21 protein-coding genes, 1 tRNA gene and 1 rRNA gene are annotated in these 22,318 nt (G+C 71.5%); 11 read left to right on the top strand and 12 right to left on the bottom strand.

The annotated features are described in order from the left end of the window. Window positions 1-72 precede the first annotated feature (72 nt). Window positions 73-1,605, bottom strand: coding sequence for an AMP-binding protein (locus EUA94_RS21780; RefSeq protein ID WP_129429018.1), 1,533 nt, complete (start codon window positions 1,603-1,605; stop codon window positions 73-75). A gap of 126 nt (window positions 1,606-1,731) precedes the next feature. On the opposite strand from EUA94_RS21780, the gene EUA94_RS21775 reads away from it, so the two are divergent. Genes EUA94_RS21775 through EUA94_RS21765 form a run of 3 tightly spaced genes read left to right on the top strand, consistent with a single transcriptional unit; the run spans window position 1,732 to window position 4,179 of the window. Further along, complete coding sequence (locus tag EUA94_RS21775) at window positions 1,732-2,079, top strand: hypothetical protein (RefSeq protein ID WP_165357102.1); 348 nt, start codon at window positions 1,732-1,734, stop codon at window positions 2,077-2,079. A 40-nt stretch (window positions 2,080-2,119) separates the two neighbouring features. After that, entirely contained in the window at window positions 2,120-3,523 is a 1,404-nt protein-coding gene (locus EUA94_RS21770; protein ID WP_165357101.1) for a sensor histidine kinase, read from the top strand. After that, window positions 3,508-4,179 (top strand): response regulator transcription factor, encoded by a 672-nt coding sequence (locus EUA94_RS21765; protein ID WP_129429015.1) that lies wholly within the window; start codon window positions 3,508-3,510, stop codon window positions 4,177-4,179. The genes EUA94_RS21770 and EUA94_RS21765 overlap by 16 nt, the downstream gene beginning before the upstream one ends. Window positions 4,180-4,200: 21 nt before the next feature. Here the strand turns inward: EUA94_RS21765 and EUA94_RS21760 are convergent, their stop codons facing one another. The 6 genes from EUA94_RS21760 to EUA94_RS21735 all read right to left on the bottom strand — a co-directional run bounded on the left by EUA94_RS21760 (window position 4,201) and on the right by EUA94_RS21735 (window position 8,393). Further along, a complete protein-coding gene (locus EUA94_RS21760; RefSeq protein WP_129429014.1) occupies window positions 4,201-5,091 on the bottom strand; it encodes a serine/threonine-protein kinase in 891 nt (296 codons plus the stop codon). A 12-nt stretch (window positions 5,092-5,103) separates the two neighbouring features. After that, window positions 5,104-5,478, bottom strand: coding sequence for a hypothetical protein (locus EUA94_RS21755; RefSeq protein ID WP_165357100.1), 375 nt, complete (start codon window positions 5,476-5,478; stop codon window positions 5,104-5,106). Window positions 5,479-5,599: 121 nt separating this feature from the next. Continuing rightward, window positions 5,600-5,671: transfer RNA gene (locus EUA94_RS21750), tRNA-Val, on the bottom strand. A 192-nt stretch (window positions 5,672-5,863) separates the two neighbouring features. Continuing rightward, window positions 5,864-6,337, bottom strand: a complete 474-nt coding sequence (locus EUA94_RS21745; protein ID WP_129429012.1) for a peroxiredoxin — start codon at window positions 6,335-6,337, stop codon at window positions 5,864-5,866. Further along, the gene (locus EUA94_RS21740) at window positions 6,334-7,968 is read right to left on the bottom strand and encodes an AMP-binding protein (RefSeq protein WP_242495158.1); all 1,635 of its coding nucleotides are present in this window, start codon (window positions 7,966-7,968) and stop codon (window positions 6,334-6,336) included. Before EUA94_RS21740 ends, EUA94_RS21745 begins: the two co-directional genes overlap by 4 nt. After that, the gene (locus EUA94_RS21735) at window positions 7,965-8,393 is read right to left on the bottom strand and encodes a DUF3052 domain-containing protein (protein WP_277986133.1); all 429 of its coding nucleotides are present in this window, start codon (window positions 8,391-8,393) and stop codon (window positions 7,965-7,967) included. The genes EUA94_RS21740 and EUA94_RS21735 overlap by 4 nt, the downstream gene beginning before the upstream one ends. A 206-nt stretch (window positions 8,394-8,599) precedes the next feature. On the opposite strand from EUA94_RS21735, the gene aceE reads away from it, so the two are divergent. Beyond that, window positions 8,600-11,398 carry a pyruvate dehydrogenase (acetyl-transferring), homodimeric type gene (gene aceE / locus EUA94_RS21730; RefSeq protein ID WP_129429010.1) on the top strand — a complete coding sequence of 933 codons (2,799 nt, stop codon included), beginning with the start codon at window positions 8,600-8,602 and terminating at the stop codon, window positions 11,396-11,398. Window positions 11,399-11,425: 27 nt separating this feature from the next. On the opposite strand, the gene EUA94_RS21725 is transcribed toward aceE, so the two are convergent. Continuing rightward, window positions 11,426-12,232 (bottom strand): helix-turn-helix domain-containing protein, encoded by an 807-nt coding sequence (locus EUA94_RS21725; RefSeq protein WP_129429009.1) that lies wholly within the window; start codon window positions 12,230-12,232, stop codon window positions 11,426-11,428. Between the two features lie 109 nt (window positions 12,233-12,341). Between EUA94_RS21725 and EUA94_RS21720 the strand changes: the two genes are divergently transcribed. Next, the gene (locus tag EUA94_RS21720) at window positions 12,342-12,722 is read left to right on the top strand and encodes a VOC family protein (protein ID WP_129429008.1); all 381 of its coding nucleotides are present in this window, start codon (window positions 12,342-12,344) and stop codon (window positions 12,720-12,722) included. A gap of 2 nt (window positions 12,723-12,724) precedes the next feature. Here the strand turns inward: EUA94_RS21720 and EUA94_RS21715 are convergent, their stop codons facing one another. Then, window positions 12,725-13,711, bottom strand: a complete 987-nt coding sequence (locus tag EUA94_RS21715) for an alpha/beta fold hydrolase (RefSeq protein ID WP_242495157.1) — start codon at window positions 13,709-13,711, stop codon at window positions 12,725-12,727. A 190-nt stretch (window positions 13,712-13,901) separates the two neighbouring features. Between EUA94_RS21715 and EUA94_RS21710 the strand changes: the two genes are divergently transcribed. From EUA94_RS21710 to EUA94_RS21685, 6 genes are all read left to right on the top strand, one after another. Beyond that, window positions 13,902-15,098, top strand: a complete 1,197-nt coding sequence (locus tag EUA94_RS21710; protein WP_129429007.1) for a PucR family transcriptional regulator — start codon at window positions 13,902-13,904, stop codon at window positions 15,096-15,098. 80 nt (window positions 15,099-15,178) lie between these two features. Next, entirely contained in the window at window positions 15,179-16,363 is a 1,185-nt protein-coding gene (locus EUA94_RS21705; protein WP_129429006.1) for an acyltransferase domain-containing protein, read from the top strand. Further along, a complete protein-coding gene (locus tag EUA94_RS21700; RefSeq protein WP_129429005.1) occupies window positions 16,363-17,373 on the top strand; it encodes a beta-ketoacyl-ACP synthase III in 1,011 nt (336 codons plus the stop codon). The genes EUA94_RS21705 and EUA94_RS21700 overlap by 1 nt, the downstream gene beginning before the upstream one ends. Before the next feature lie 65 nt (window positions 17,374-17,438). Further along, window positions 17,439-17,684, top strand: a complete 246-nt coding sequence (locus EUA94_RS21695; protein WP_056599877.1) for an acyl carrier protein — start codon at window positions 17,439-17,441, stop codon at window positions 17,682-17,684. 95 nt (window positions 17,685-17,779) lie between these two features. Then, a complete protein-coding gene (locus EUA94_RS21690; protein ID WP_207210719.1) occupies window positions 17,780-19,036 on the top strand; it encodes a beta-ketoacyl-[acyl-carrier-protein] synthase family protein in 1,257 nt (418 codons plus the stop codon). Next, window positions 19,033-20,463 (top strand): acyl-CoA carboxylase subunit beta, encoded by a 1,431-nt coding sequence (locus EUA94_RS21685; protein ID WP_129429003.1) that lies wholly within the window; start codon window positions 19,033-19,035, stop codon window positions 20,461-20,463. The genes EUA94_RS21690 and EUA94_RS21685 overlap by 4 nt, the downstream gene beginning before the upstream one ends. A 16-nt stretch (window positions 20,464-20,479) precedes the next feature. Here the strand turns inward: EUA94_RS21685 and EUA94_RS21680 are convergent, their stop codons facing one another. From EUA94_RS21680 to rrf, 3 genes are all read right to left on the bottom strand, one after another. Next, a complete protein-coding gene (locus EUA94_RS21680) occupies window positions 20,480-21,007 on the bottom strand; it encodes a DUF3145 domain-containing protein (RefSeq protein WP_242495155.1) in 528 nt (175 codons plus the stop codon). 153 nt (window positions 21,008-21,160) lie between these two features. Further along, on the bottom strand, window positions 21,161-22,135 hold the full coding sequence (locus EUA94_RS21675; protein ID WP_129429002.1) for a tetratricopeptide repeat protein: 975 nt from the start codon (window positions 22,133-22,135) through the stop codon (window positions 21,161-21,163). 114 nt (window positions 22,136-22,249) lie between these two features. Continuing rightward, a 5S ribosomal RNA gene (rrf, locus tag EUA94_RS23200) occupies window positions 22,250-22,318 on the bottom strand; the annotation flags it as partial.

The following is a 22,318-nucleotide window of genomic DNA, read 5'->3' as shown; positions in this document are numbered from 1 at the left end:
GCAGTGGTCTTTCGAGGCGGCGTCGTCTTGGCCGCGATCATGCTCTGGCTGGCATGACTTCAGAGACACGCCCTAGTTGACCTGGCGGTCCTGCCCCTCCCAGTAGGGCTGGCGCAGCTTGAACTTCTGCAGCTTGCCGGTCGCCGTACGCGCGAGCTCGTCGCGGAACTCGATGGAGGTCGGCGCCTTGTAGCCGGCGGCCTTGTCCTTGCACCACGCGATCAGCTCGGCCTCGTCGGCCTGCTGGCCGTCAGCCAGCACGACGAGCGCCTTGATGGTCTCGCCCCACTTCTCGCTCGGCACGCCGATCACCGCGACCTCCGACACCGCCGGGTGCGAGAAGAGCACGTCCTCGACCTCGATCGACGACACGTTCTCGCCGCCGGTGATGATCACGTCCTTCTTGCGGTCGCTGATCGAGAGGTACCCGTCGTCGCCGATCACGCCGCCGTCACCGGTGTGGAACCACCCGTCGACGAGCGCCTTGCCGGTCTCGTCGGGCCGCTCCCAGTAGCCGTCGAGGATGACGTTGGACCGCGCCAGCACCTCCCCGTGCTCGTCCGTGCGCAGGCGTACGCCGACTGCGGGCGCGCCGGCGCGCACGAGCTTCGCGGCCAGCTCTTCGGGCGGCAGGTCGTCCCACTCGGCACGCGCGCGGTTGACGGTGAGGAGCGGCGAGGTCTCGGTGAGGCCGTAGATCTGCATGAACTCCCAGCCGAGCTCCTCCTGCACGCGTACGACGGTCTTCGTCGGCGGCGGCGCACCGGCCATGATGATCCGCACCTTGTCACGACCGGGGATCTCGCCCTCCCAGCCCTGGGCCGCCTCGAGCACGGCCGCAGCGACGGCAGGTGCCGCGCACATCACGGTGACGCCGTGCTGCTCGACGCGGCGCAGGATCTCGGCGCCGTCGACCTTGCGCAGCACCACCTGCGGCACGCCGAGGCCCGTCATCGCGAACGGCATCCCCCAGCCGTTGGCGTGGAACATCGGCAGCGTGTGGAGGTAGACGTCGCGGTCGCTCACCCCGGCGTGGAGGCCGAAGGTGACCGCGTTGGTCCAGAGGTTGCGGTGGGTCAGCTGCACGCCCTTGGGCCGCGCGGTGGTGCCGGAGGTGTAGTTGATCGTCGCAGTGGCGTTCTCGTCCGGCTCCCAGGCGCGCGGCTCGGTGCCCTCGGCGGCGAACATCGACTCGTCCTCCCCGAGGACGAAGGTGTGCTCGACGTCGATGCTCTTGACCGAGTCGACCAGCTCGGGATCGACGTAGAGCACGCGCGCCCCGCAGTGGGCCACGATGTAGGAGATCTCGTCGGGACGCAGCCGGAAGTTGATCGGCACCAGCACCCGGCCGGAGCCGCACACCCCGAAGAACGACGTGAGCAGACGGGCGGAGTTGTGGCTCAGGACGGCGACCCGGTCGCCCACCTCGATGCCCATCTCGTCGAGCCGTGCCGCCTGCCTCTGCGCGAGGGCGTGCAGCTCGCGGTAGGTGAGCCGGCCGAGGGAGGTGGCGGGCTGGTCGGGCTCGTCGATGGCGCCGATGCGATCTCCGTAGACGCCTGCCGCGCGCTCGATGAAGTCGTTGACGCTGAAGGGGACGATCATGCATTCCACTCTGGCACGCAGAGGGTTGGTCGAACGATGGTGCGCGGAGACTTTCTCGAGCCCGGATGAGAGGTCTCTCATCCTCTTCTCACGCGTGCTCCACGTACGCGGCGGACCGTGGCCGGCATGACCCCGCTCGCGAAGGCACTGATCGCCCTGGCGCTCGTCGTGCCGCTCGCGTCGTACATCGCGGGCACGCTCGCCGGTGCGGGCAGCAGCGTCCCCGAGCAGCAGGGCACGGTGTACGTCGACGACGTCGAGCCGGCGTCGGAGGGCACCAGCCCCACTCCGACGCCCCCACCGTCCCGTCCTTCCCCCGCAAGGGACAATCGGCCCACGCCGTCGCCGGACGACGACGCCGCCGACGACAACGAGGCCCGGGTCGTCACTCCCGCGCCCGTGAAGGACGACGACGAGAGGGACGACGATGACGACGGGAACGACACGGACGACGGTGACGACACCGACGACTGAGCGCCCCCACCATGTCCGGTTCAGGGGCCGTCTCGCCCGCGTGTCCGTGCGCACCCGCATCGCTGCCGTCATCGCCCTCCTCACCGCCGCGGCGATGGCTGGGGCCGGCCTGCTCGTCTACGCCCTCGAGTCCGCGCGGATCGAGCGGCTCGTGACCAGCCAGATCACCCAGGAGATCGCGGAGTTCCGCGAGCTGCGGACCGACCCCGACACGGGCGAGCCGTTCGACGACGTCGGGCGGCTGCTCGACGTCTTCCTGTCCCGCAACGTGCCCGACGACGACGAGATGCTGGTCGGCTACGTCGAGGGTGCACGCACCATCCGCACCCTCAACCGCTACGGCCAGGAGTTCCTCGACGAGCCGGCCTACCTCCGCGTCCTCGACGAGCGCGCCGACGACGGCGGCACGAGCATCCTCGACTCCGCGACCTTCGGCGAGGTCTGGGTGACCCTCGTGCCGGTGCGCAACGCCCAGGGTGAGGGCTCGCTCGTCATCGTCAACTTCCTCGCCGACGAGCACGAGGAGCTCGACAGCACCCTGCGCACCTACAGCGTGGTCGCCTTCCTCTCGCTCCTGCTCATCACCGGCCTCGGCGCCCTCCAGTCCGGCCGGCTGCTCGCGCCGCTGCGCACCCTGGAGGAGACGGCCCGCGACATCTCGACCACCGACCTGTCGCGCCGCATCCCCGAGCGCGGCAACGACGACATCACCTCGCTCACCCGCACCATCAACTCGATGTTCGAGCGCCTCGACGAGGGCTTCCGCGACCAGCGCCAGTTCCTCGACGACGCCGGGCACGAGCTGCGTACGCCACTCACGGTGCTGCGCGGCCACCTCGAGCTCCTCGACGCCGACGACCCTGCCGAGCGCGCGGGGACCCAGGAGCTGCTGCTCGACGAGGTCGACCGGATGTCGCGGCTCGTCGGCGACCTCATCCTGCTGGCCAAGAGCCGGCGCCCCGACTTCCTGGTCACCGCCGAGGTCGACCTCGAGACGCTGACCCAGTCCGTGCTGGCCAAGGCCCGCGGCCTGGGCGACCGCGCCTGGACGCTGGACGAGGTGGCCACCGGCACGGCCACGCTCGACGAACAGCGCATCACCCAGGCCCTCCTCCAGCTCGCCGACAACGCCGTCAAGCACACCGACCCCGGCGCCGAGATCGCCGTCGGGTCCGCCCGCACCGACCACGACGTACGCCTCTGGGTGCGCGACACCGGCGACGGCATCGACCCCGCCGACCGCGAGACGGTGCTGCAGCGCTTCGGTCGCAGCCACGTACGCCCCGGTGACGAGGGCTTCGGGCTCGGTCTCTCGATCGTCCACGCCATCCTCGACGCCCACGGCGGCACCGTCGCGATCCACGACGCCCGTCCCCGCGGAGCCCGCGTCGAGCTCACCCTCCCCGCTCACCCCATCAAGGAGACCCCGTGGCCCAGATCCTGATCGTCGAGGACGAGCAGCGCATCGCTGCCTTCATCGCCAAGGGCCTGCGGGCCGAGGGCCACCAGCCGACCACGGCCCACGACGGGCCGGGCGGCCTGGACGAGGCCCTGTCCGGTCGCTTCGACCTGATGGTGCTCGACATCGGCCTGCCCGGCATGGACGGCTTCGAGGTCCTGGACCAGCTGCGCTCGCAGGGCAGCCGGATGCCGGTGATCGTGCTGACCGCCCGCGACTCGGTGACCGACACCGTGGCCGCCCTCGACAGCGGCGCCGACGACTACATGGCCAAGCCCTTCCGGTTCGCCGAGCTGATGGCCCGGATCCGCCTGCGGCTGCGCGCCCTGGCTCCGGCGGACGCGCCGGCGAGCGGCGACGACCTCGTCGTGGGCGCCCTGCGCCTGGACCGGCGTACGCGTCGCATCGCCGGACCGCAGGGCGAGTCCGAGCTCTCCGCCCGCGAGTTCGCCCTCGCCGAGATCTTCCTGCTCAACCCCGGCCAGGTGCTGACGCGGGAGCAGCTGCTCGACCTGGTCTGGGGCTACGACTTCGACCCGGGCTCCAACGTCGTCGACGTCTACGTCGGCTACCTCCGCCGCAAGCTCGGCGGGACGGCCATCTCGACCGTCCGCGGCGTCGGCTACCGGCTCAACCCCTGATCCTGCTAGCCCCTGATCCTGCTAGCCCCTGATCCTGAAGCCGGCCAGCGACCCGCGCGGCAGGCCGGCGAGCACGGGCTCGAGCGCCTCCGCGACCTCGTGCGGCAACGGCCGTTCCGCGGGATCCCGACGCAGGCACGCCGCGATCACCTCGACGACAGCAGGAGGAACACCGTCGGGAAGCGGCGCGGGCGCGTCCACGAGCTGCGGGAAGCGAGCTCGTACGTCCTCAGCGTCGGGGTCGCCGTGCTCGAACGGGCGGTGCCCGGCGACAGCGTGGAAGAGCGTGGCGCCCAGGCCCCACACGTCGGCGGCGAAGGACGGCCCCTGCTCTCCCTGCCGCGTCGGGTCGCACTGCTCGGGCGCCATGTAGGCGTCGGTGCCGATGGGGTGGCGCAGCCGTCGGGCGTCCTCCTCGGTCCGGGCGACCGAGAGGTCGATCAGCCGGGCGGGCGCACCCATGATGACGTTGCTGGGCTTGATGTCGAGGTGCGTCCAGCCGATGTGGCGCAGGTAGTGCAGGGCTGCGGCGACGTCGATCGCGAGCGGGAGGTACTGCTGCTCCTGCAGCCTGCCGTAGCGGCGGATCAGGCTGGAGAGCCGCGGTCCGTCGATGTGCTCGAGGACCACGTGCGGGCGGTCACCGTCCTGGCCGTCGCGGAGTCCGCGGACCACCACGGGGTGGTTGACCGTCGCGAGGGCGAGCACCTCCCGGCGCAGGCCGCGCCGGGAGGACTCGTCCTCGAGCTGCGAGGGACGGAGCACCTTGACCACGACGGGTGACCAGGTCACCTCGTCGAAGCAGAGCCAGGCCTCGTACGCGGCTCCGCCACCCAACCGCCTCAGTGCGGCCAGGCCGGGGGCGAGGAGGTCGCCCTCCTCGAAGTGCCAGCCGTCGTCTCGCGTGCTCATCGAGAGGTCCCGTCAGCCGCGGGTGTCGTTGCGGCTGCGGTCGTTGGTCTGGTTCGCCGACCTGTCACGGGTGTTGTCGCCGCCGTCACGGGTCCAGTCGCGGGTCTTGTCGCCCCGGCTGTTGTCGCGGTCGCGGCTCACGCCGGTGAAGTTGCTGCGGGTGTTGTCGTTCGTGTCGCGGCTCTGGCCTGTGCGTGTACGCGTGTCGTCGTCGTCGTTGGTGTCGTCATCGTCGTCGTCGGCGACCAGGACGAGCGACGGGGCGTCGTCCTCGCGCTTGGCGGCCTCGTCGGCGGACGAGGCGACCACTGGCGCCGACATGCCGACCAGGCCGATCACGGCCATCCCGGCGATGCTCAGCAGGGCGGTGGGAAGGAGCTTCCTCATCATGGTTCCTCTCGTCAGGGGCCGTGCCGGCCCGGTGAGAGGAACTGTGGTGCGACGGTGTGAGCCTCGCGTGAGGCACCGATGAGAGGGCTCTCACGCGGGGGGACCTGGAAAGGACGGGTGCGTCGGGACGGTTTCGAACCGCCGACCGCTCGGGTGTAAACCGAGTGCTCTACCGCTGAGCTACCGACGCGGGAACGGCACAGACTACGGGAGCCGGCACCGGGCACGGAAACCGCACGCGCCCTGAAATGAAATGAGTTGAGCCGCTGGCGTCTCGGGTCACCAGCGGCTCAACAAGAAGAAGATTACACCAGCTCCCAAGAGCGTCCGAACAAACGCGGAATCCTCGTCGAACGGTCTAGACCGGCCGGCCGATCCACGCTCAGGAGACGGCAGCGTGGAGCTCGCGCAGGTGCTCGCCGAGGTCGCGGCCGTCGGGGTTGGCGTTGTGCACCGCCCAGCGCAGCCGCCCCTCGCGGTCGACGACGTACGACGAGCGGCGCGGGGCGCCCTTGATGGGGTCGAACACCTCGAAGGCCGAGGCCACCGCGCCGTGGGGCCAGTAGTCGGAGAGCAGCGGGAAGTTGAGCCCCTCGGCCTCCGCGAACGACCGCAGGGCGTAGACCGAGTCGCACGACAGGGCCAGCACCTCGGTGTCGAAGGTGAGGAACTCGTCGAGGCGATCTCGCACCCCCGACAGCTCGCCGGTGCACACGCCGGTGAAGGCGAAGGGGAAGAACATCAGCGCCACCGCCTTGCGGCCGCGGAAGTCGCTGAGCCGGACGTCCTGGCCGAACTGGTCGCGCAGCACGAAGTCGGGTGCCTCGTCGCCGATGCACAGGCCCTCGCGCGTCACCCCTGGTCCTCGTCGGACGTCTCGGCCAGCTCGCGCTTGAGCACCTTCCCGGTGGCATTGCGCGGCAGCTCGTCGAGGAACACGATGTCGCGCGGCACCTTGAAGCGCGCGAGGTGCGCCTTGACGTGGTCGCGCAGCTGGTCCTGCGACACCTCGCCGGTGCGCACCACGAAGGCCCGCAGCCGCTGGCCGTAGGCGTCGTCCGCGACGCCGATCGCAGCCACCTCGCCGACGTGCTCGTGGGCCACGAGGCAGTCCTCGACCTCCTGCGGGAAGACGTTCTCGCCGCCGGAGACGATCATGTCGTCGTCGCGACCGGCGACGTGCAGCCGGCCGGCCTCGTCGTAGTAGCCGACGTCGCCCGACGACATCAGGCCGTCGATGCTCTCCTTGGTGTCGCCGCTGGTGTAACCCTCGAAGAGAAGCCCGTTGCCGACGAAGATCCGGCCGGTCTCCCCCTGCGGGAGCTCGCTCCCGTCCTCGCCGAGGATCTTCACGACCGTGCCGTAGGGAGGCTTGCCCGCCGACGTCGGGTCGGCGCGCAGGTCCTCCGGCGTCGCGATCGAGGCGTACGCCACCTCGGTCGAGCCGTAGATGTTGTAGAGGTTGTCGCCGAAGCGATCCATCCAGGCCTGCGCCAGGGTCGCCGGCAGCGCCGAGCCGGACGAGGCGACGACCTGTACGCGACCGAGGTCGATGCCGTCGAGCTCCGCCGGGTCGAGCGCCAGCATCCGCTGCAGCATCACCGGGATCACGACCATCGACTGGCACCGCTCGTCCTGCGCGGTGCGCAGCGCGGTGGCCGGGTCGAACGAGCGGCGCAGCACGACCGTCGAGCCCAGCAGCATGGCGAGGGCCAGGTGCGCGAAGCCCCAGGTGTGGAAGAGCGGAGCGGCGATGTGGGTGCGCCAGCCGGCCCGCAGTGGCATCCGCGAGAGCAGCGAGACGGCCGCGTCGATGCCGGCCTCCTTGCGGGGCGCGCCCTTGGGCGCGCCGGTGGTGCCGGAGGTGAGGATCACGATGCGGGCGTGGCGCTCGGGCGGCTGCAGGTCGCCCTCGTCGTACGCCGACACGAGCTGCTCGAGCGTCTCGGGTCCCCCGTCGCCGTCGGTCCAGGCCAGGACGCGGCGCTCGACGTGGGCGCCGGCGAGCAGGCCGGTGAACTCCTCGTCGTGCACGACCAGGCTGGGCGCCTCGCGCTCCAGCACGTCGACCAGCTGCGGCCCGGCGAACGCGGTGTTGAGGTAGAGGATGTCGGCGCCCAGCTTGGCCGTGGCGATCGAGGCGTCGATGAACCCGCGGTGGTTGCGGCACATGACGGCGACCGAGTCGCCCTCCTTGACCCCGCGCTCGGCGAGGGCCCGCGCCAGCGAGTTGGAGCGGCGGTGCAGCTCGCCCCAGGTCAGCTCGCCGAGCTCGTCGACGACCCCGACCTGGTGGGGCGAGCGGGCCGCGAGCGTCGCGAAGCCACCGGCCGGACCGGTGCCCCAGCGGGCGACGACGAGGCCGATGTTGGCGAGCGTACGAGGGCCGTAGGGGCGGATCACGCCAGCACGGCCCAGCACGCGGACCGTCGTGGCCAGGCCCGAGACGTGTCCGGAGAGAGTTGCCGCCAGGTCGCGCCCGGTCACGCCGGCGTCTTCGGAGCGACCAGCCGGGTGGCCTGCCAGTCCTTGCTGACGGACGCGGTCGTGGTCTGGGAGAGCCCCGCGATCGGCGCCGCCTCGGTCACGTCGGCCGCGTCGATGCTGCCGGGCCGGCCCACCTTGGGAGTGAGCAGCCAGATGGAGCCGCCGCCCACGAGATCGGTCAGTGCATCCACCAGCCCGTCGACCAGGTCGCCGTCGTCGTCACGCCACCAGAGCAGGACCGCGTCGACCACGTTGCCGTAGTCACCGTCGACCATGTCGGCATCGATCCGGTCCTCGACCGCGACGCGGAGCTCGTCATCGGTGTCGTTGTCCCAGCCGAGTTCCTGCACCACCATGCCGGGCTTCAGACCCAGCCGGTCTCCCGTGCCGGTCGCCTGGGCAGAATCGCCCACCGTCGAGCTCACGCAGTGCCTCCATTGTTCGAGTACCCGCGGGAATGCCCATCGGGTGGTCCATAGTCCACCCGAACACGGCATACGCCGCAACCCCGGCTCGTCAGGCGGGCACTGGGCGGGCACCGGGCGAGCACGAGCGAGGGCCTCGGCGCACGCCCGGCAGGACTACCGATGGGTAGATTTCATGGCGGCGACGCGCGTGACACGATGAGCGGGTGAGTGACGCAGAGAAGCCCTCGACCTCCACGACCGACCAGGCCCCGGCCAAGGTCTCGGTGATCCACGAGGGCCTTCCCACCCAGCTGCCCGACATCGACCCCGACGAGACGCAGGAGTGGTTGGCGTCCTTCGACGCGATGCTCGACGACCGCGGTCGCGACCGCGCCCGCTACGTGATGCTGCGCCTGCTGGAGCGTGCGCGCGAGAAGCAGGTCGGCGTGCCGGCGCTGCGCTCCACCGACTACATCAACACCATCCCGCCCGAGCGCGAGCCGTGGTTCCCCGGTGACGAGGAGGCCGAGCGCCGGATCCGCGCCTTCATCCGCTGGAACGCCGCAGTGATGGTGTCCTCGGCCAACCGCAAGGGCCTCGAGGTGGGCGGCCACATCGCGACCTACCAGTCGTCGGCGAGCCTCTACGAGGTCGGCTTCAACCACTTCTTCCGCGGCAAGGACCACGACGGCGGCGGCGACCAGCTCTACATCCAGGGCCACGGCTCGCCGGGCATCTATGCCCGCGCATTCCTCGAGGGCCGCCTCAGCGAGGAGCAGCTCTACCGCTTCCGCCAGGAGGTCCAGCACGGCAAGGGCGCCGGCCTCCCGTCGTACCCCCACCCGCGCCTGATGCCGGACTTCTGGGAGTTCCCCACCGTCTCGATGGGCCTCACCGCCATCAGCTCGATCTACCAGGCGCGGTTCAACCGCTACCTCGACAACCGTGGCATCAAGGACACCAAGCAGCAGCGTGTGTGGGCGTTCATGGGCGACGGCGAGATGGCCGAGCCCGAGTCGCTCGGTGCGATCCGCGTGGCCGCCCGCGAGGAGCTCGACAACCTCACCTGGATCATCAACTGCAACCTGCAGCAGCTCGACGGCCCGGTCACGGGCAACGGCAAGATCATGCAGGAGCTCGAGGCCAACTTCCGCGGCGCCGGCTGGAACGTCATCAAGGTCGTCTGGGGCCGCGAGTGGGACGCCCTGCTCGCCAAGGACGTCGACGGCGTGCTCGTCAACAAGATGAACTCCACCCCCGACGGGCAGTTCCAGACGTACTCGACCGAGGACGGCGCCTACGTCCGCGAGAACTTCTTCGGCGGCGACCCGCGCCTGCGCAAGATGGTCGAGCACATGTCGGACACGCAGATCGAGAAGCTGCCGCGCGGTGGCCACGACTACCGCAAGGTGTACGCCGCCTTCGACGCCGCGACCAAGCACACCGGTCAGCCGACGGTGATCCTCGCCCACACGATCAAGGGCTGGACGATCGACGCCCTCGAGGGCAAGAACGCCACGCACCAGATGAAGAAGCTGACCCTGCCGGACCTCAAGAAGTTCCGCGACCGGCTCTACCTGCCGATCAGCGACCGCGACCTCGAGGAGTCCTACGAGAAGACCGGCGGCGCGCCGTTCTACCACCCGGGCGCTGACTCCCCCGAGATCGAGTACATGCTCGAGCGACGCCAGGCACTCGGCGGCTCGGTGCCGCGCCGCGTCAACCGCGCCACCGCGCTCAAGCTGCCCGGCGACGAGCTCTACGCCGAGCTCAAGCAGGGCTCGGGCAAGAACAAGTTCGCCACGACCATGGCCGTCGTCCGGCTGCTCCGCGACTGGATGAAGGACCCCGAGATCGGCGACCGCCTGGTGCCGATCGCGCCCGACGAGTACCGCACGTTCGGCATGGACTCGATGTTCCCGAGCGCCAAGGTCTACAACCCGGGCGGCCAGCAGTACGACTCGGTGGACCGCAAGATGCTGCTGTCCTACAAGGAGTCCGCGCAGGGCCAGATGCTCCACGAGGGCATCTCCGAGGCGGGTGCGATGGCCTCGGCGACCGCCGCCGGGTCGGCGTACACCACGCACGGCGAGCACATGATCCCGTTCTACATCTTCTACTCGATGTTCGGGTTCCAGCGCACGGGCGACTCGATCTGGGCGATGGCCGACCAGCTCGCCCGCGGCTTCCTCATCGGCGCCACCGCCGGTCGTACGACGCTGACGGGCGAGGGCCTGCAGCACGCCGACGGCCACTCGCCGCTGATCGCCGCGACCAACCCCGCGGTCGTCCACTACGACCCTGCGTTCTCCTACGAGATCAGCCACATCATGCAGAACGGCCTCGAGCGGATGTACGGCACCGGCGGGCCCAACGGTGACGGCGAGAACGTCATCTACTACCTCACCGTCTACAACGAGCCGGTCTCGATGCCGGCCGAGCCGGCCGACGTCGACGTCGAGGGCATCCTCAAGGGCATCCACCGCGTCTCGACGGCCGACGGCGAGGGTCCCCGGGTCCAGCTGATGGCCTCCGGTGTCGGCTTCCCGTGGATCAAGGAGGCCGCGCGCCTGCTGGCCGCGGAGTGGGGCGTGCAGTCCGACCTCTGGTCGGTGACGTCGTGGAACGAGCTGGCCCGCGACGGTGCCGCCGCCGAGCAGTGGAACCTGCTCCACCCCGGCGATGAGCCCCGCTCGGCCTACGTGCGCGACAAGCTCACCGGCGCACCCGGCCCGGTCGTCGCCGTGTCCGACTACATGCGGGCCGTCCCGCTGCAGATCGCCCGCTGGGTGCCCGCCGACTACCGCGTGCTCGGTGCCGACGGCTTCGGCTTCGCCGACACCCGCCCGGCAGCCCGCCGCTTCTTCCAGATCGACGCCCAGAGCGTCGTCGTCCAGGCCCTCCAGGCCCTGGCCGACGCCGGCGAGGTGTCGGTCGAGAAGGTCGTCGAGGCCTCGCAGAAGTACCGCATCGACGACCCGACCGCGGTCAAGGACGTCAAGCAGGAGGGCGGCGACGCGTAGTCGCACCCGCAGCAGCACTCTGGTGGGTCATGCCTCGCGCGCGTACGTCGCGGGAGGGTGGCCCACCAGCTGCGTGAAGGCCCGGATCAGGTGTGACTGGTCGGCGTAGCCGAGCCGCGCGGCGAGGTCCGCCCAGTCCACCTCGGCATCGCCGTGCGCGGCCGCCGTGACGTCGAGCAGGCGGAAGCGCTGCACCACCCACTTGGGCCCGATCCCGACGTAGGAGTGGAAGCGTCGCTGCAGGGTGCGGAGGCTGACGCCGGCGAGTTCGGCGAGCTGGTCGGCGCGTACGAGCGAGGTGTCCTCCTCGGCCCGCTCGACCAGCGCGGCGAGCTCCGCCACGCGCGGGTCGGGCTCGGGCGCCAGGCCCCGGAGCCACGCGGCCAGCACGGCGGCGCCGTCCTCGGGGTGGGCACACGCGAGCGCCTCCTCCGCGACAGGCCGGTCGTCCATGCCGAGCAGGTCGGCGACCGGCACCTCGCGACCCTCGAGCGCGCCCACGTCCGAGCGGAGGAATGGCCGGAACCCGGCCGGCCGGAAGCCCGCCGCGACGGTGTGGCCGACACCCTCGAGGTGTCGGCGGAACATCCGCGGGTGGACGCCGTGCACGATCAGGCGCGGCCCGCCCCCGACGTCCTCGGCGGTGAGGTGCACCACGGGCCGCGGCACGACCTCCTGGTCGTGGGGCTCCACGGTGTCCCACCGCACCCACCAGAAGTAGTCGATGAGTCCGCGCAGGTCCGGGTCGGGCTCGGCGCGCCCCACCTCGATGCGCTGCTCCGCGACGCTCGGTCGCATGACGGCCGCCTGGACGCGACCCGATCGGGAGGGCACGCCGTCACCCTAGGGCCGGTCTCCGACACCGCCCTGTCGCCTTTGTCCAAGCCGCCCGAACTCCGGAGCAGCGATGCTGGACGGGACAGACGACGACGAGGAGATGACGATGACCGATCAGCAGACCGCCCGGATCGCGATGGTGACGCTGGACTGTGCGGAGGTGGCGCCGTCGGCGGAGTTCTGGTCCGCGCTGCTCGGGTGGGAGGTCGCGGCCAGCTCGGAGGACTACGCGATGCTCACCTCGCCCGACGGCGGGCCGGCGCTCGGCCTGGGTCGCGTCGACGACCACCAGCCCCCGTCGTGGCCGGACACGGGTCACAAGCAGTTCCACCTGGACCTCGCGGTCAACGACCTCGACGCCATGGCGGCGCGTGCCGTCGAGCTCGGCGCGACGCTGGCCGACCCGCAGCCGGGCGAGACCTGGCGCGTGCTCATCGACCCGGCCGGGCACCCGTTCTGCCTGACCGACGCGGCCAACTGGGGCTAGGGCTACGCGCCCGCCGCGCGTCGTACGGTGTGCACCGGCGTGAGCGGGGACTCCCCCGCCTCGGCCTGGAGCGGGGCGACCAGGGCGCCCGCGTCGAGCAGGTCGCGCCAGCGCTCCCGGTCGTAGTGGCTCGGCTCGGTCGAGCGGATGAAGTCGCGCACGATCTTGGTGAACCGCTCGGGATGGTCCTTGTGCGGGAAATGACCCGCATTGGGCAGGATCTCGATCCGCGCGGTCGGCGCGAGGGCACTCGCGTTGCTGGCGTGCGCGACCGGGATGACCAGGTCGTCGGCACCCCACACCACACACATCGGCATCGCTTCGGTGAGGTAGGCCCGGTCGGCCATGGTGACGATCTGGCCCTTCCAGTCGACCACGGCACGGACGACGTGGGCGATGGCCGCGCGCTTGCGCGGGTCCTTGAACGAGTCGTAGATGTCGGCGACCTCGTCGAGGTCGCGCAGCTGGCTCACGCCGGTGCCGGCCAGCAGCCGCATCACCGTCGTGGTCACGTGGCGCAGGCCGGGTGCAGCGAGCACGGACATCGCCTGGTGGAAGCCGGGAGTTGTGATGGCGCGGATCGCCGGGGACACCTCCGGGCCGAGCCCGCCGGACGACACCAGGACGAGGCGCTCGGCCCGCTCCGGGAACTGGTAGGCGAACTGCATCGCCACCCCGCCGCCGAAGCTGTGGCCCACGACGGTGACCCGGTCGACGCCCAGCACGGTCAGCAGGTCGCGCATCCCGTTGGCGTAGCCGCCGAGGCTGTAGTCGGCGCGGGGCTTGTCCGACTCGCCGTGGCCGAGCAGGTCCGGCGCGATGACGGTGTGGGTGCGGGCCAGGGACTCCATGACCGGCGCCCACGTCGTGTGGTCGCACCCGAGCCCGTGGAGCAGCAGGAGCGCAGGCCCGGACCCCATCTGCACGTAGGCACGACGGTGCCCGTGCACGGTGACGTACTGGACCTGCGGGCTGCTGTGACGGTGCACTCGGCCTCCACCTCGTTCGCGACCTGGGCCAGGACAGGTTCCGGATTCAACCAGACGCCCGACGCCGCGGTCCCCACCCCTCGGTGCCGATGCACAGTCGTGACCTGCTGAGGCCGCCGCGATCGCACGGCTCCACGCCGACTGCTTCGTGGGAATCCCACTACGCGCGATCGGCCACTACAGTCGAGCCATGCCCGCCTCCCGCCGCCGCGCAGCCGAGGCGCTGCGCAACTCCTCGGGGGCGCTCAGCACGGCCGCGACGGCACGGATGGCCACCGACCTGCCGTGGTTCGACGACCTCAGCGCGGAGGACCGCTCCTGGGTCGGCCTCATCGTGCAGGCGGGCATCCGCGGCTTCGTGGAGTGGTACGACGTCGAGGTCGAGGCAGCCGAGGGCGCCGATGTCGGAGGCGCCGTGCACCACCCCCTCGACGTGGTCGTGTTCGGGGCCGCGCCGCGCGAGCTGACCGGCGTCATCTCGCTCCAGCAGACCGTCGAGCTGGTCCGGCTCAGCATCCGCGTCGTGGAGACCAACATCGACGCGCTGCTCGACCCCGAGGACGTACGCCAGGTCCACGACGCCGTCCTCCTCTACGCCCGCGAGGTCGCCTTCGCGACCGCCGCCGTGTACGCCCGGGCAGCCGAGTCGCGCGGTGCCTGGGACGCCCGCCTCGAGGCCCTCGTGGTCGACGCCGTCGTCCGCGCCGAGGCAGACGAGACCGTGCTCTCGCGGGCGAGCGCCCTCGGGTGGGGCGCCCACGGGGATGTCGCCGTGGTGCTGGGCGCCGTGCCACCCCACCGGGCCGAGCTCGACGTCTTCGAGTCCGTACGCCGCTCGGCGCGCACGGGCGAAATGGATGCCCTCTGCGCCACCCAGGGCGAGCGGCTGGTCGTCGTCCTCGGCGGCGTCACCGATCCGCTCAAGGCCGCGACGCGGCTCCTCGACCACTTCGGCGACGGCCCGGTCGTCGTCGGACCGGTGACGGCCGACCTGGCTCACGCGAGCGCGTCGGCGCGCGCCGCCCTCTCGGCCCACCGGGCCGCTAGCGGGTGGCCCGACGCACCGCGCCCGGTCGCGAGCCGCGACCTGCTCCCCGAGCGCGCGCTGGCCGGCGACGGCCACGCCCGACGCCACCTCGTCGACGAGGTCTACCTGCCGCTGGTGGCCACGCGGGGCACCCTCCTCGAGACGCTCGGCGCCTGGTTCGAGCACGGCTCGTCGATCGAGGGCACCGCCCGCGCGCTCTTCGTCCACCCCAACACCGTGCGCTACCGACTGCGCCAGGTCTCCGAGGTGACGGGCTGGTCGCCGACCCGGCCCCGCGAGGCGTTCGCGCTGCAGCTCGCCCTCATCCTCGGCCGGCAATCGGGCCGGACGGAGTTGTAGGGAACCTACAAAGATTACCGGGCAAGTTTCGTCGGCGTCCGACCCGCGTCCACACCCCGGGAACCGGCACAGTTGACCCCGTGCTCGTCATCGTCGCTCCCGGCCAGGGGGCCCAGTCCCCCGGCTTCCTCACGCCCTGGCTGGAGGACCCGACGTTCGCCTCGCGGCTCGACTGGCTGGCCACCGTCGCCGGCATCGACCTCGCCCACTACGGCACCGTGGCCGACGCGGACACCATCCGCGACACCAAGATCGCCCAGCCGCTGCTGGTCGCCACCGGCCTCGTTGCGGCACTCGACCTCTTCCCCCACCCGGCCGACGCGTTCGCGCGGATCGGCGCGGTCGCCGGCCACAGCGTCGGCGAGCTGACCGCGGCCTCCGGAGCCCGCGTCATCACCGCCGAGCAGGCCATGGTGCTGGTGCGCGAGCGCGGCAACGCGATGGCCGCGGCCGCCGCCACCACTGCCACCGGCATGACGGCCGTCCTCGGCGGCGAGCGCGACGAGGTGCTCGCCGTGATCGAGCGCCACGGACTCACCGCCGCCAACGACAACGGTCCCGGCCAGATCGTCGCTGCCGGCACGATGGAGCAGCTCGCTGCGTTCGCCGACGACCCGCCGGCCAAGGCACGCCTGATGCCGCTCAGCGTCGCCGGGGCGTTCCACACCACCCACATGGGACCCGCGGTCGACCGGCTGGCCTCGCTGGCCCGCTCGGTCTCGACCCACGACCCGCGCACCCCGCTGATCTCCAACCGCGACGGCCAAGTCATCCACGACGGCCGCGACGTGCTGCGCCGCATGGTCGGCCAGATCGCCAACCCGGTCCGCTGGGACCTGTGCATGGAGACGATGAGCGACCTCGGCGTCACCGGCATCCTCGAGATGCCGCCCGCCGGCACGCTCACGGGCATCGCCAAACGCGCCCTCAAGGGCGTCGAGACGTTCGCCCTCAAGACGCCCGACCAGCTCGACGCAGCCCGCGACTTCTGCGACTTGCACGGCGAAGCGTCGCAGATCGAGACCACCCCGACGTGGCGGATGATCGTCTCCCCCGCCAAGGGCACGTTCCACCTGTCCTCCGAGGCGATCGAGCACGACATCCTCACCCCGGGCGCCACGATCGGCGCCGTCGCCAGCCTGCGCGACCGCACCGACATCACCGCGCCGCACGGCGGGTCGGTCGTCGAGTGGCTCGTCGAGGACGGCGACCTCGTCTCGCCCGGCCAGCCGCTCCTGCGCCTGCACCCGGAGGGCAACGCCTGATGGCCGCCCTCACCACCACCACGGGCGCCCCGCACGCGGCGATCCTCGGCGTCGGCGCCTACCGGCCCGTCCGCCTCGTCCCGAACTCCGACGTCGTCGACGCGATCGACTCCAGCGACGAGTGGATCCAGCAGCGCTCCGGGATCAAGACCCGCCGCTGGGCCGGCCCCGAGGAGTCGGTCCAGATGATGTCGGTCGCGGCGTCCAGGCTCGCCATCGAGCGCGCCGGCCTCGAGCCCGGCCAGATCGACTGCGTGGTCGTCGCCACGGTCAGCCACCTCCTCCAGACCCCCGCCGTCGCCACCGCGATCGCCCACGAGCTCGGCACCGACGCTGCCGCCTTCGACATCTCCGCCGCGTGCTCCGGGTTCTGCCACGGCGTCGCGCTGGCCTCCGACATCGTGCGCGCCGGCAGTGCCCGCTACGTCCTGGTCGTCGGCGTCGAGCGCCTCACCGACATCCTCGACCTCACCGATCGCGGCACCGCCTTCATCTTCGCCGACGGCGCCGGAGCCGCGGTCGTCGGTGCCAGCGACACCCCGGGCATCGGTCCGGTCGTGTGGGGCTCCGACGGCGAGCAGTTCGACCTGATCCGCCAGCGCGAGGACTGGCGAGACGTCGTCGGCACCCCCGATGCGCCCGGCAGCGGCGTGATGCCGCACCTGACCATGCAGGGCAACCCCGTCTTCCGCTGGGCGTCCTTCGCGATGGCCAAGATCGGCCAGCAGGCCCTCGACGCCGCCGGCATCACCCTCGACGAGCTCGACGTCTTCGTGCCCCACCAGGCCAACATGCGCATCATCGACGCGATGGCCCGCTCCATGAAGCTGCCCAGCACGGTGAAGATCGCCCGCGACGTCGCCGACCAGGGCAACACCTCCGCGGCATCGGTCCCGCTCGCCCTCGACCGGATGATCGCCGAGGGCGACGCGAAGTCGGGAGACACGGCACTGCTCATCGCGTTCGGCGCCGGGCTGTCGTACGCCGCCCAGGTCGTCACCGTCCCCTGACCACCGGGCCACCAATCCACCCCAAGCACCACCACCAGCACCACCCCAACAAGAAGGGAAGGCCCATGGCCACCACCGAAGAAATCCGTGCCGACCTCGCCGACATCGTCAACGAGGTCGCCGGCGTCGACGCCGACGACGTCCAGCTGGACAAGTCCTTCGTGGACGACCTCGACGTCGACTCGCTCTCCATGGTCGAGGTCGTCGTGGCCGCCGAGGAGAAGTTCGGCGTGACCATCCCGGACGACGAGGTCAAGAACCTCAAGACCGTCGGCGACGCCGTCGCCTTCATCGAGCGTTCGCAGGGCTGAGTCCCTCACCCGTCACGGGCGGCCGGCACGCCGGCCGCCCGTGACCCGGGCCCCTTCCGGGCCCTCCCCATCCTCACGAGAACGGAACCCCTCTGATGCCCTCGACCCGCGTAGTCGTCACCGGCCTCGGCACCACCTCCCCCGTGGGCGGCGACGTCCCCACCACGTGGCAGGCGCTGCTGGCCGGCACCTCCGGCATCGGATACCTCGACGACGAGTGGGTCGACACCCTCCCCGTGCGCATCGGCGGCCGCGTGACCGTCGATCCCTCGGAGGTCCTCGACCGCGTCAAGGCCCGTCGCCTCGACCGCTCCAGCCAGTTCGCGATGGTCGCCGCCGACCAGGCCTGGGCCGACGCCGGCCTCGAGGGCTCCGGGCTCGAGCCCGAGCGCCTCGGCGTCGCGATCGCCTCAGGCATCGGCGGCGTCACCACGCTGCTCGCCAACTACGACATCCTCCTCGAGAAGGGCGCCCGCCGGGTGTCCCCCCTCGCCGTGCCGATGCTCATGCCCAACGCGCCGGCCGCCAACGTCAGCCTCAAGTACGGCGCCCGTGCGGCGGTCCACGCCCCCACGTCGGCGTGCGCGTCCGGCAACGAGGCCATCGCCATGGCCATCGACCTGATCCGGCTCGGCCGCGCCGACGTCGTGATGGCCGGCGGCACCGAGGCCGCGATCCACCCGCTGCCGATGGCCGCCTTCGCCAACATGATGGCGCTCTCCAAGACCGCGAGCGGCGACGACGGCCGCGACCCCGTGAGCGTCTCGCGCCCCTGGGACACCGGCCGCGACGGCTTCGTCCTCGGCGAGGGCGGCTCCGTGCTGATCCTCGAGTCCGAGGAGCACGCCCGCGCCCGCGGCGCCACGATCTACGCCGAGGTGCTCGGCGCCGGCATCAGCAACGACGCCCACGACATCGCCCAGCCCGACCCCGAGGGTCGCGGCGGCACCCGCGCGATCAAGATGGCGCTCCGTGAGGGCGACGTCGACCCCGCCACCGTGGTCCACGTCAACGCCCACGCCACCTCGACCCCCAAGGGCGACATCGCCGAGGGCCTGATGCTGCACGCCGTCCTCGGCGAGCACGTCGACCGCTGCGTGGTCACCAGCACGAAGTCGATGACCGGCCACCTGCTCGGCGGCGCCGGGGCCCTCGAGGCCATCGCCACCGTGATGGCGCTGCACGACCGGGTCAGTCCGCCCACGATCAACCTCGACGACAAGGACCCCGAGGTCGACCTCGACATCCCGACGTCGCGCCGCAACCTCCCGGACGGCGACATCGTCGCCCTCAACAACTCCTTCGGCTTCGGCGGCGCCAACGTCGCCGTCGCGTTCGGGAGCGTCAAGTGACGACCACCGCCGCCAAGCCGGTCAAGGTCCCCCGCGAGGAGGACTCCCGCAACCCGCTCCACCGGCTGACGGCGCTCCTCGACGAGGGCACGCTCGAGCTGATCACCGCCGACGACGACTCGGGCATGCTCGCCGCGGTCGGCCGCGTCGACGGCACCTCGGTCGTCGCCTTCTGCTCCGACGCCACCGTCATGGGCGGCGCGATGGGCGACGTCGGTTGCCGCGTGGTCGTCGACGCCTACCACCGGGCGATCACCGACGGCGTGCCGATCATCGGGCTCTGGCACTCGGGTGGTGCTCGGCTCGCCGAGGGCGTCCTGTCCCTCCACGCCGTGGGCCGGATCTTCCACGTGATGACCCAGGCCTCGGGCGTGATCCCGCAGATCTCGGTCGTGCTCGGCCCGGCGGCCGGCGGCGCGGCCTACGGTCCCGCCCTGACCGACGTGGTCATCCTCGGCCCCGAGGGACGCATCTTCGTCACCGGTCCCGACGTCGTCCGCTCGGTCACCGGCGAGGACGTCGACATGCTGCGCCTCGGCGGCCCGGAGCCGCACGGCCGGCGCTCCGGCGTCGTCCACATCCTCACCGAGTCCGAGCGCGAGGCCCTCGACCGGGCCCGCATCGTCGCCTCGCTCCTGGGTGCGCAGGGCAGCCTGGCCGCCGAGACGGTCGAGGACCGCGACCTCAGCGAGCTCCTCCCGGAGTCCAAGAAGCGCGCCTACGACGTGCACCCGCTCGTCGACGGCGTGCTCGACGAGGGCACCATGCAGGAGCTCCACGCCAGGTGGGCGCCCAACATCGTCACCGCCCTCGGTCGCTTCGGTGGCCGCACGGTCGGGGTCGTGGCCAACAACCCACTGCGCCTCGGCGGCTGCCTCGACTCGCTCTCGGCGGAGAAGGCCTCCCGCTTCGTACGCATGTGCGACGCGTTCGGCGTCCCGCTGATCGTCCTCGTCGACGTGCCGGGCTACCTACCCGGCGTCGGCCAGGAGTGGGACGGCGTCGTACGCCGTGGAGCCAAGCTGCTCCACGCCTTCGGCGAGTGCGTGGTCCCCCGCGTGACCCTGGTGACGCGCAAGACGTACGGCGGCGCCTACATCGCGATGAACGCCCGCTCCCTGGGTGCGACCAAGGTCTTCGCCTGGCCGGGCGCCGAGGTCGCCGTCATGGGTGCCGTGGCCGCGATCCGCGTGCTCCACCGCCGCAAGCTGGCCGAGGTCTCCCCGGAGATCCGTCCGCAGGTGGAGGCCGAGCTCGCCGCCGAGCACGAACGGATCGCCGGCGGCGTCGACAAGGCCGTCGAGATCGGTGTCGTCGACGAGGTCGTCGAGCCGCACCGGACCCGGACCGCGATCGCCGCCGCCATGCGGCACGAGATCGACACGGTCGGCGTACGCCGCGGAAAGCACGGCAACATCCCGCTCTGACGAGCGGGACTCTCCCCTAGACGACCTGGTGGAGCCAGCGCACCGGCGCACCCTCGCCGGCGTGCCGGAACGTCTCCAGCTCGTCGTCCCACGGCTTGCCGAGCAGGCTGTCGATCTCGTTGAGCAGCGTGGTGTCGCCCAGCGCCGACTTCACGACGGCGGCCTTGAGGCGATCCTCCGGGATGAGGATGTCGCCGTGCGGTCCGGTGATGGCGTGGAAGATGCCGAGGTCGGGCGTGCACGAGAAGCGGGTGCCCTCCGTGGAGCTCGTCGGCTCCTCGGTCATCTCGAAGCGCAGGTGGTTCCAGCCGCGCAGGGCGGACGCGACCGCAGCGGCCGTGCCGGCGACGCCGCTCCACGACAGCTCGGCCCGGTACGACCCGGGCTGGGCAGGCTGCGGCGTCCAGTCCAGCGAGACGGCAACGCCCAGGACCCCGCCCACGGCCCACTCGATGTGAGGGCAGAGTGCGGAGGGAGCAGAGTGCACGTACAGAATGCCCCGCGTCACCGGACCGTCCGGGCGGGAAGCAATGCGTGTGGTCACCACGACCTCCTTGAGTTCCGACGCTCCAGATGCGCCTTCCCCAGCGGTCTGTCGTCGTAGTTCAACGGATGTCGAGTGACACGTATGTGATTAGTGGCTCCATTGTGACCCATGGGGCGCCCGAACGCCAGCGCGCCGTGCCCCGAGCGCCCGTCAGGACTGGCGACGCTCCAGCAGGTCGGCCCGGTCGGCCGCGTCGGTGAGCTCATCGGAGTCGATCGCGTGGACGCGGTGGAACCACGCTAGGGCGTCTGCCTCGCGGCCGGCTGCCTCGAGCGTGTCGGCGTACGCGTAGCGCAGTCGCACCACCCAGGCGGAGCGGCTCTTCGACGTGAGGGGCGCGAGCTCGAGCGTGCGCAGGGCGGCGTCGAGCTGGCCCATGTCGCGCCGGGCTCCCGCCTCGACGAGCGTCATCTCGGCCTTCGCTTCGGTGCTGAAGTTGGAGACCGACGGGCTCTTGGCGAGCTTGATGGCCTGCTCGGGGTTGCCGAGCGCGCGGTGGCAGTCGGCCATGATCGGCAGGTAGTCGGTGGCGCCGTTCATCCGCTTGGCGGCGCGCAGCTCGGCGAGTGCCTCGGCGTAGTGGCCGGCGGCGTAGGCCGCCTCACCCGTCGCCTCGCGGACCACGGCGAGGCGCGACGCGCGGGCCCGCGCGGCCAGCGTGTGCCGGTAGGCCAGCTCGGGGTCCTCGTCGATCAGCACGCCGGCCGCTGCGAGGTGGCGCGCGACGCGGGCGGCCAGCTTCTCGGGGAGACCCTTCAGCTGGGCCCGGACACCGCGATCGAGCTCGGCACCGGTGACGTCCTCGGGCAGGTCCGGACCGTCGTACTCCGCCTGGTCCGCTGTCCGGGGTGCCTTCGGCTCGGAGCGGCCGCGGAACGCACGGTCCTGCGAGCCCGACGGCTTGCCGCCTCGGCCGCGCTGGTCACCGGACGCCGGACGTCCCGAGCCTCCTCGGGCACCGCCGCGTGAGTCACCGCGGAAATCGCCGCGTGAGTCGCCGCGGGAATCGCCGCGCGAGTCGCTCCGGGAGCCGCCGCGGGAGTCGCTCCGGCCACCTCCGGCGCTGCCTCGGCCGGCGCTGGAGCCACCTTTCGACGGACGTTGTCCTCGACGGTCCTCGGCCACAGCCGCACACTCCTTCTCGACGATCCGGCCCCCCGCCTTGGGCAACCGTACTCACACCTGGGCCCGAAATGACGCAGAGGCCACCAGATGTCTGGTGGCCTCTGCCCAATGTATGTCCGGCGGCGTCCTACTCTCCCACAACCTCTCGGTTGCAGTACCATCGGCGCTGAAAGGCTTAACTTC

Source organism: Nocardioides zhouii (assembly GCF_004137345.1).
GTDB lineage: Bacteria > Actinomycetota > Actinomycetes > Propionibacteriales > Nocardioidaceae > Nocardioides > Nocardioides zhouii.
The sequence above is the reverse complement of the archived record's forward strand: the minus strand, read 5'-3'. Positions and strand labels throughout refer to the sequence as shown.

What these genes read in the sequence shown, in the direction of transcription:
- EUA94_RS21755 (WP_165357100.1), bottom strand. Translation starts at nt 5,478, where the DNA reads ATGAGGAAGCTCCTTCCCACCGCCCTGCTGAGCATCGCCGGGATGGCC.
- EUA94_RS21780 (WP_129429018.1), bottom strand. Translation starts at nt 1,605, where the DNA reads ATGATCGTCCCCTTCAGCGTCAACGACTTCATCGAGCGCGCGGCAGGC.
- EUA94_RS21760 (WP_129429014.1), bottom strand. Translation starts at nt 5,091, where the DNA reads ATGAGCACGCGAGACGACGGCTGGCACTTCGAGGAGGGCGACCTCCTC.
- EUA94_RS21700 (WP_129429005.1), top strand. Translation starts at nt 16,363, where the DNA reads ATGGCCGCCCTCACCACCACCACGGGCGCCCCGCACGCGGCGATCCTC.
- EUA94_RS21695 (WP_056599877.1), top strand. Translation starts at nt 17,439, where the DNA reads ATGGCCACCACCGAAGAAATCCGTGCCGACCTCGCCGACATCGTCAAC.
- EUA94_RS21720 (WP_129429008.1), top strand. Translation starts at nt 12,342, where the DNA reads ATGACCGATCAGCAGACCGCCCGGATCGCGATGGTGACGCTGGACTGT.
- EUA94_RS21775 (WP_165357102.1), top strand. Translation starts at nt 1,732, where the DNA reads ATGACCCCGCTCGCGAAGGCACTGATCGCCCTGGCGCTCGTCGTGCCG.
- EUA94_RS21690 (WP_207210719.1), top strand. Translation starts at nt 17,780, where the DNA reads ATGCCCTCGACCCGCGTAGTCGTCACCGGCCTCGGCACCACCTCCCCC.
- EUA94_RS21710 (WP_129429007.1), top strand. Translation starts at nt 13,902, where the DNA reads ATGCCCGCCTCCCGCCGCCGCGCAGCCGAGGCGCTGCGCAACTCCTCG.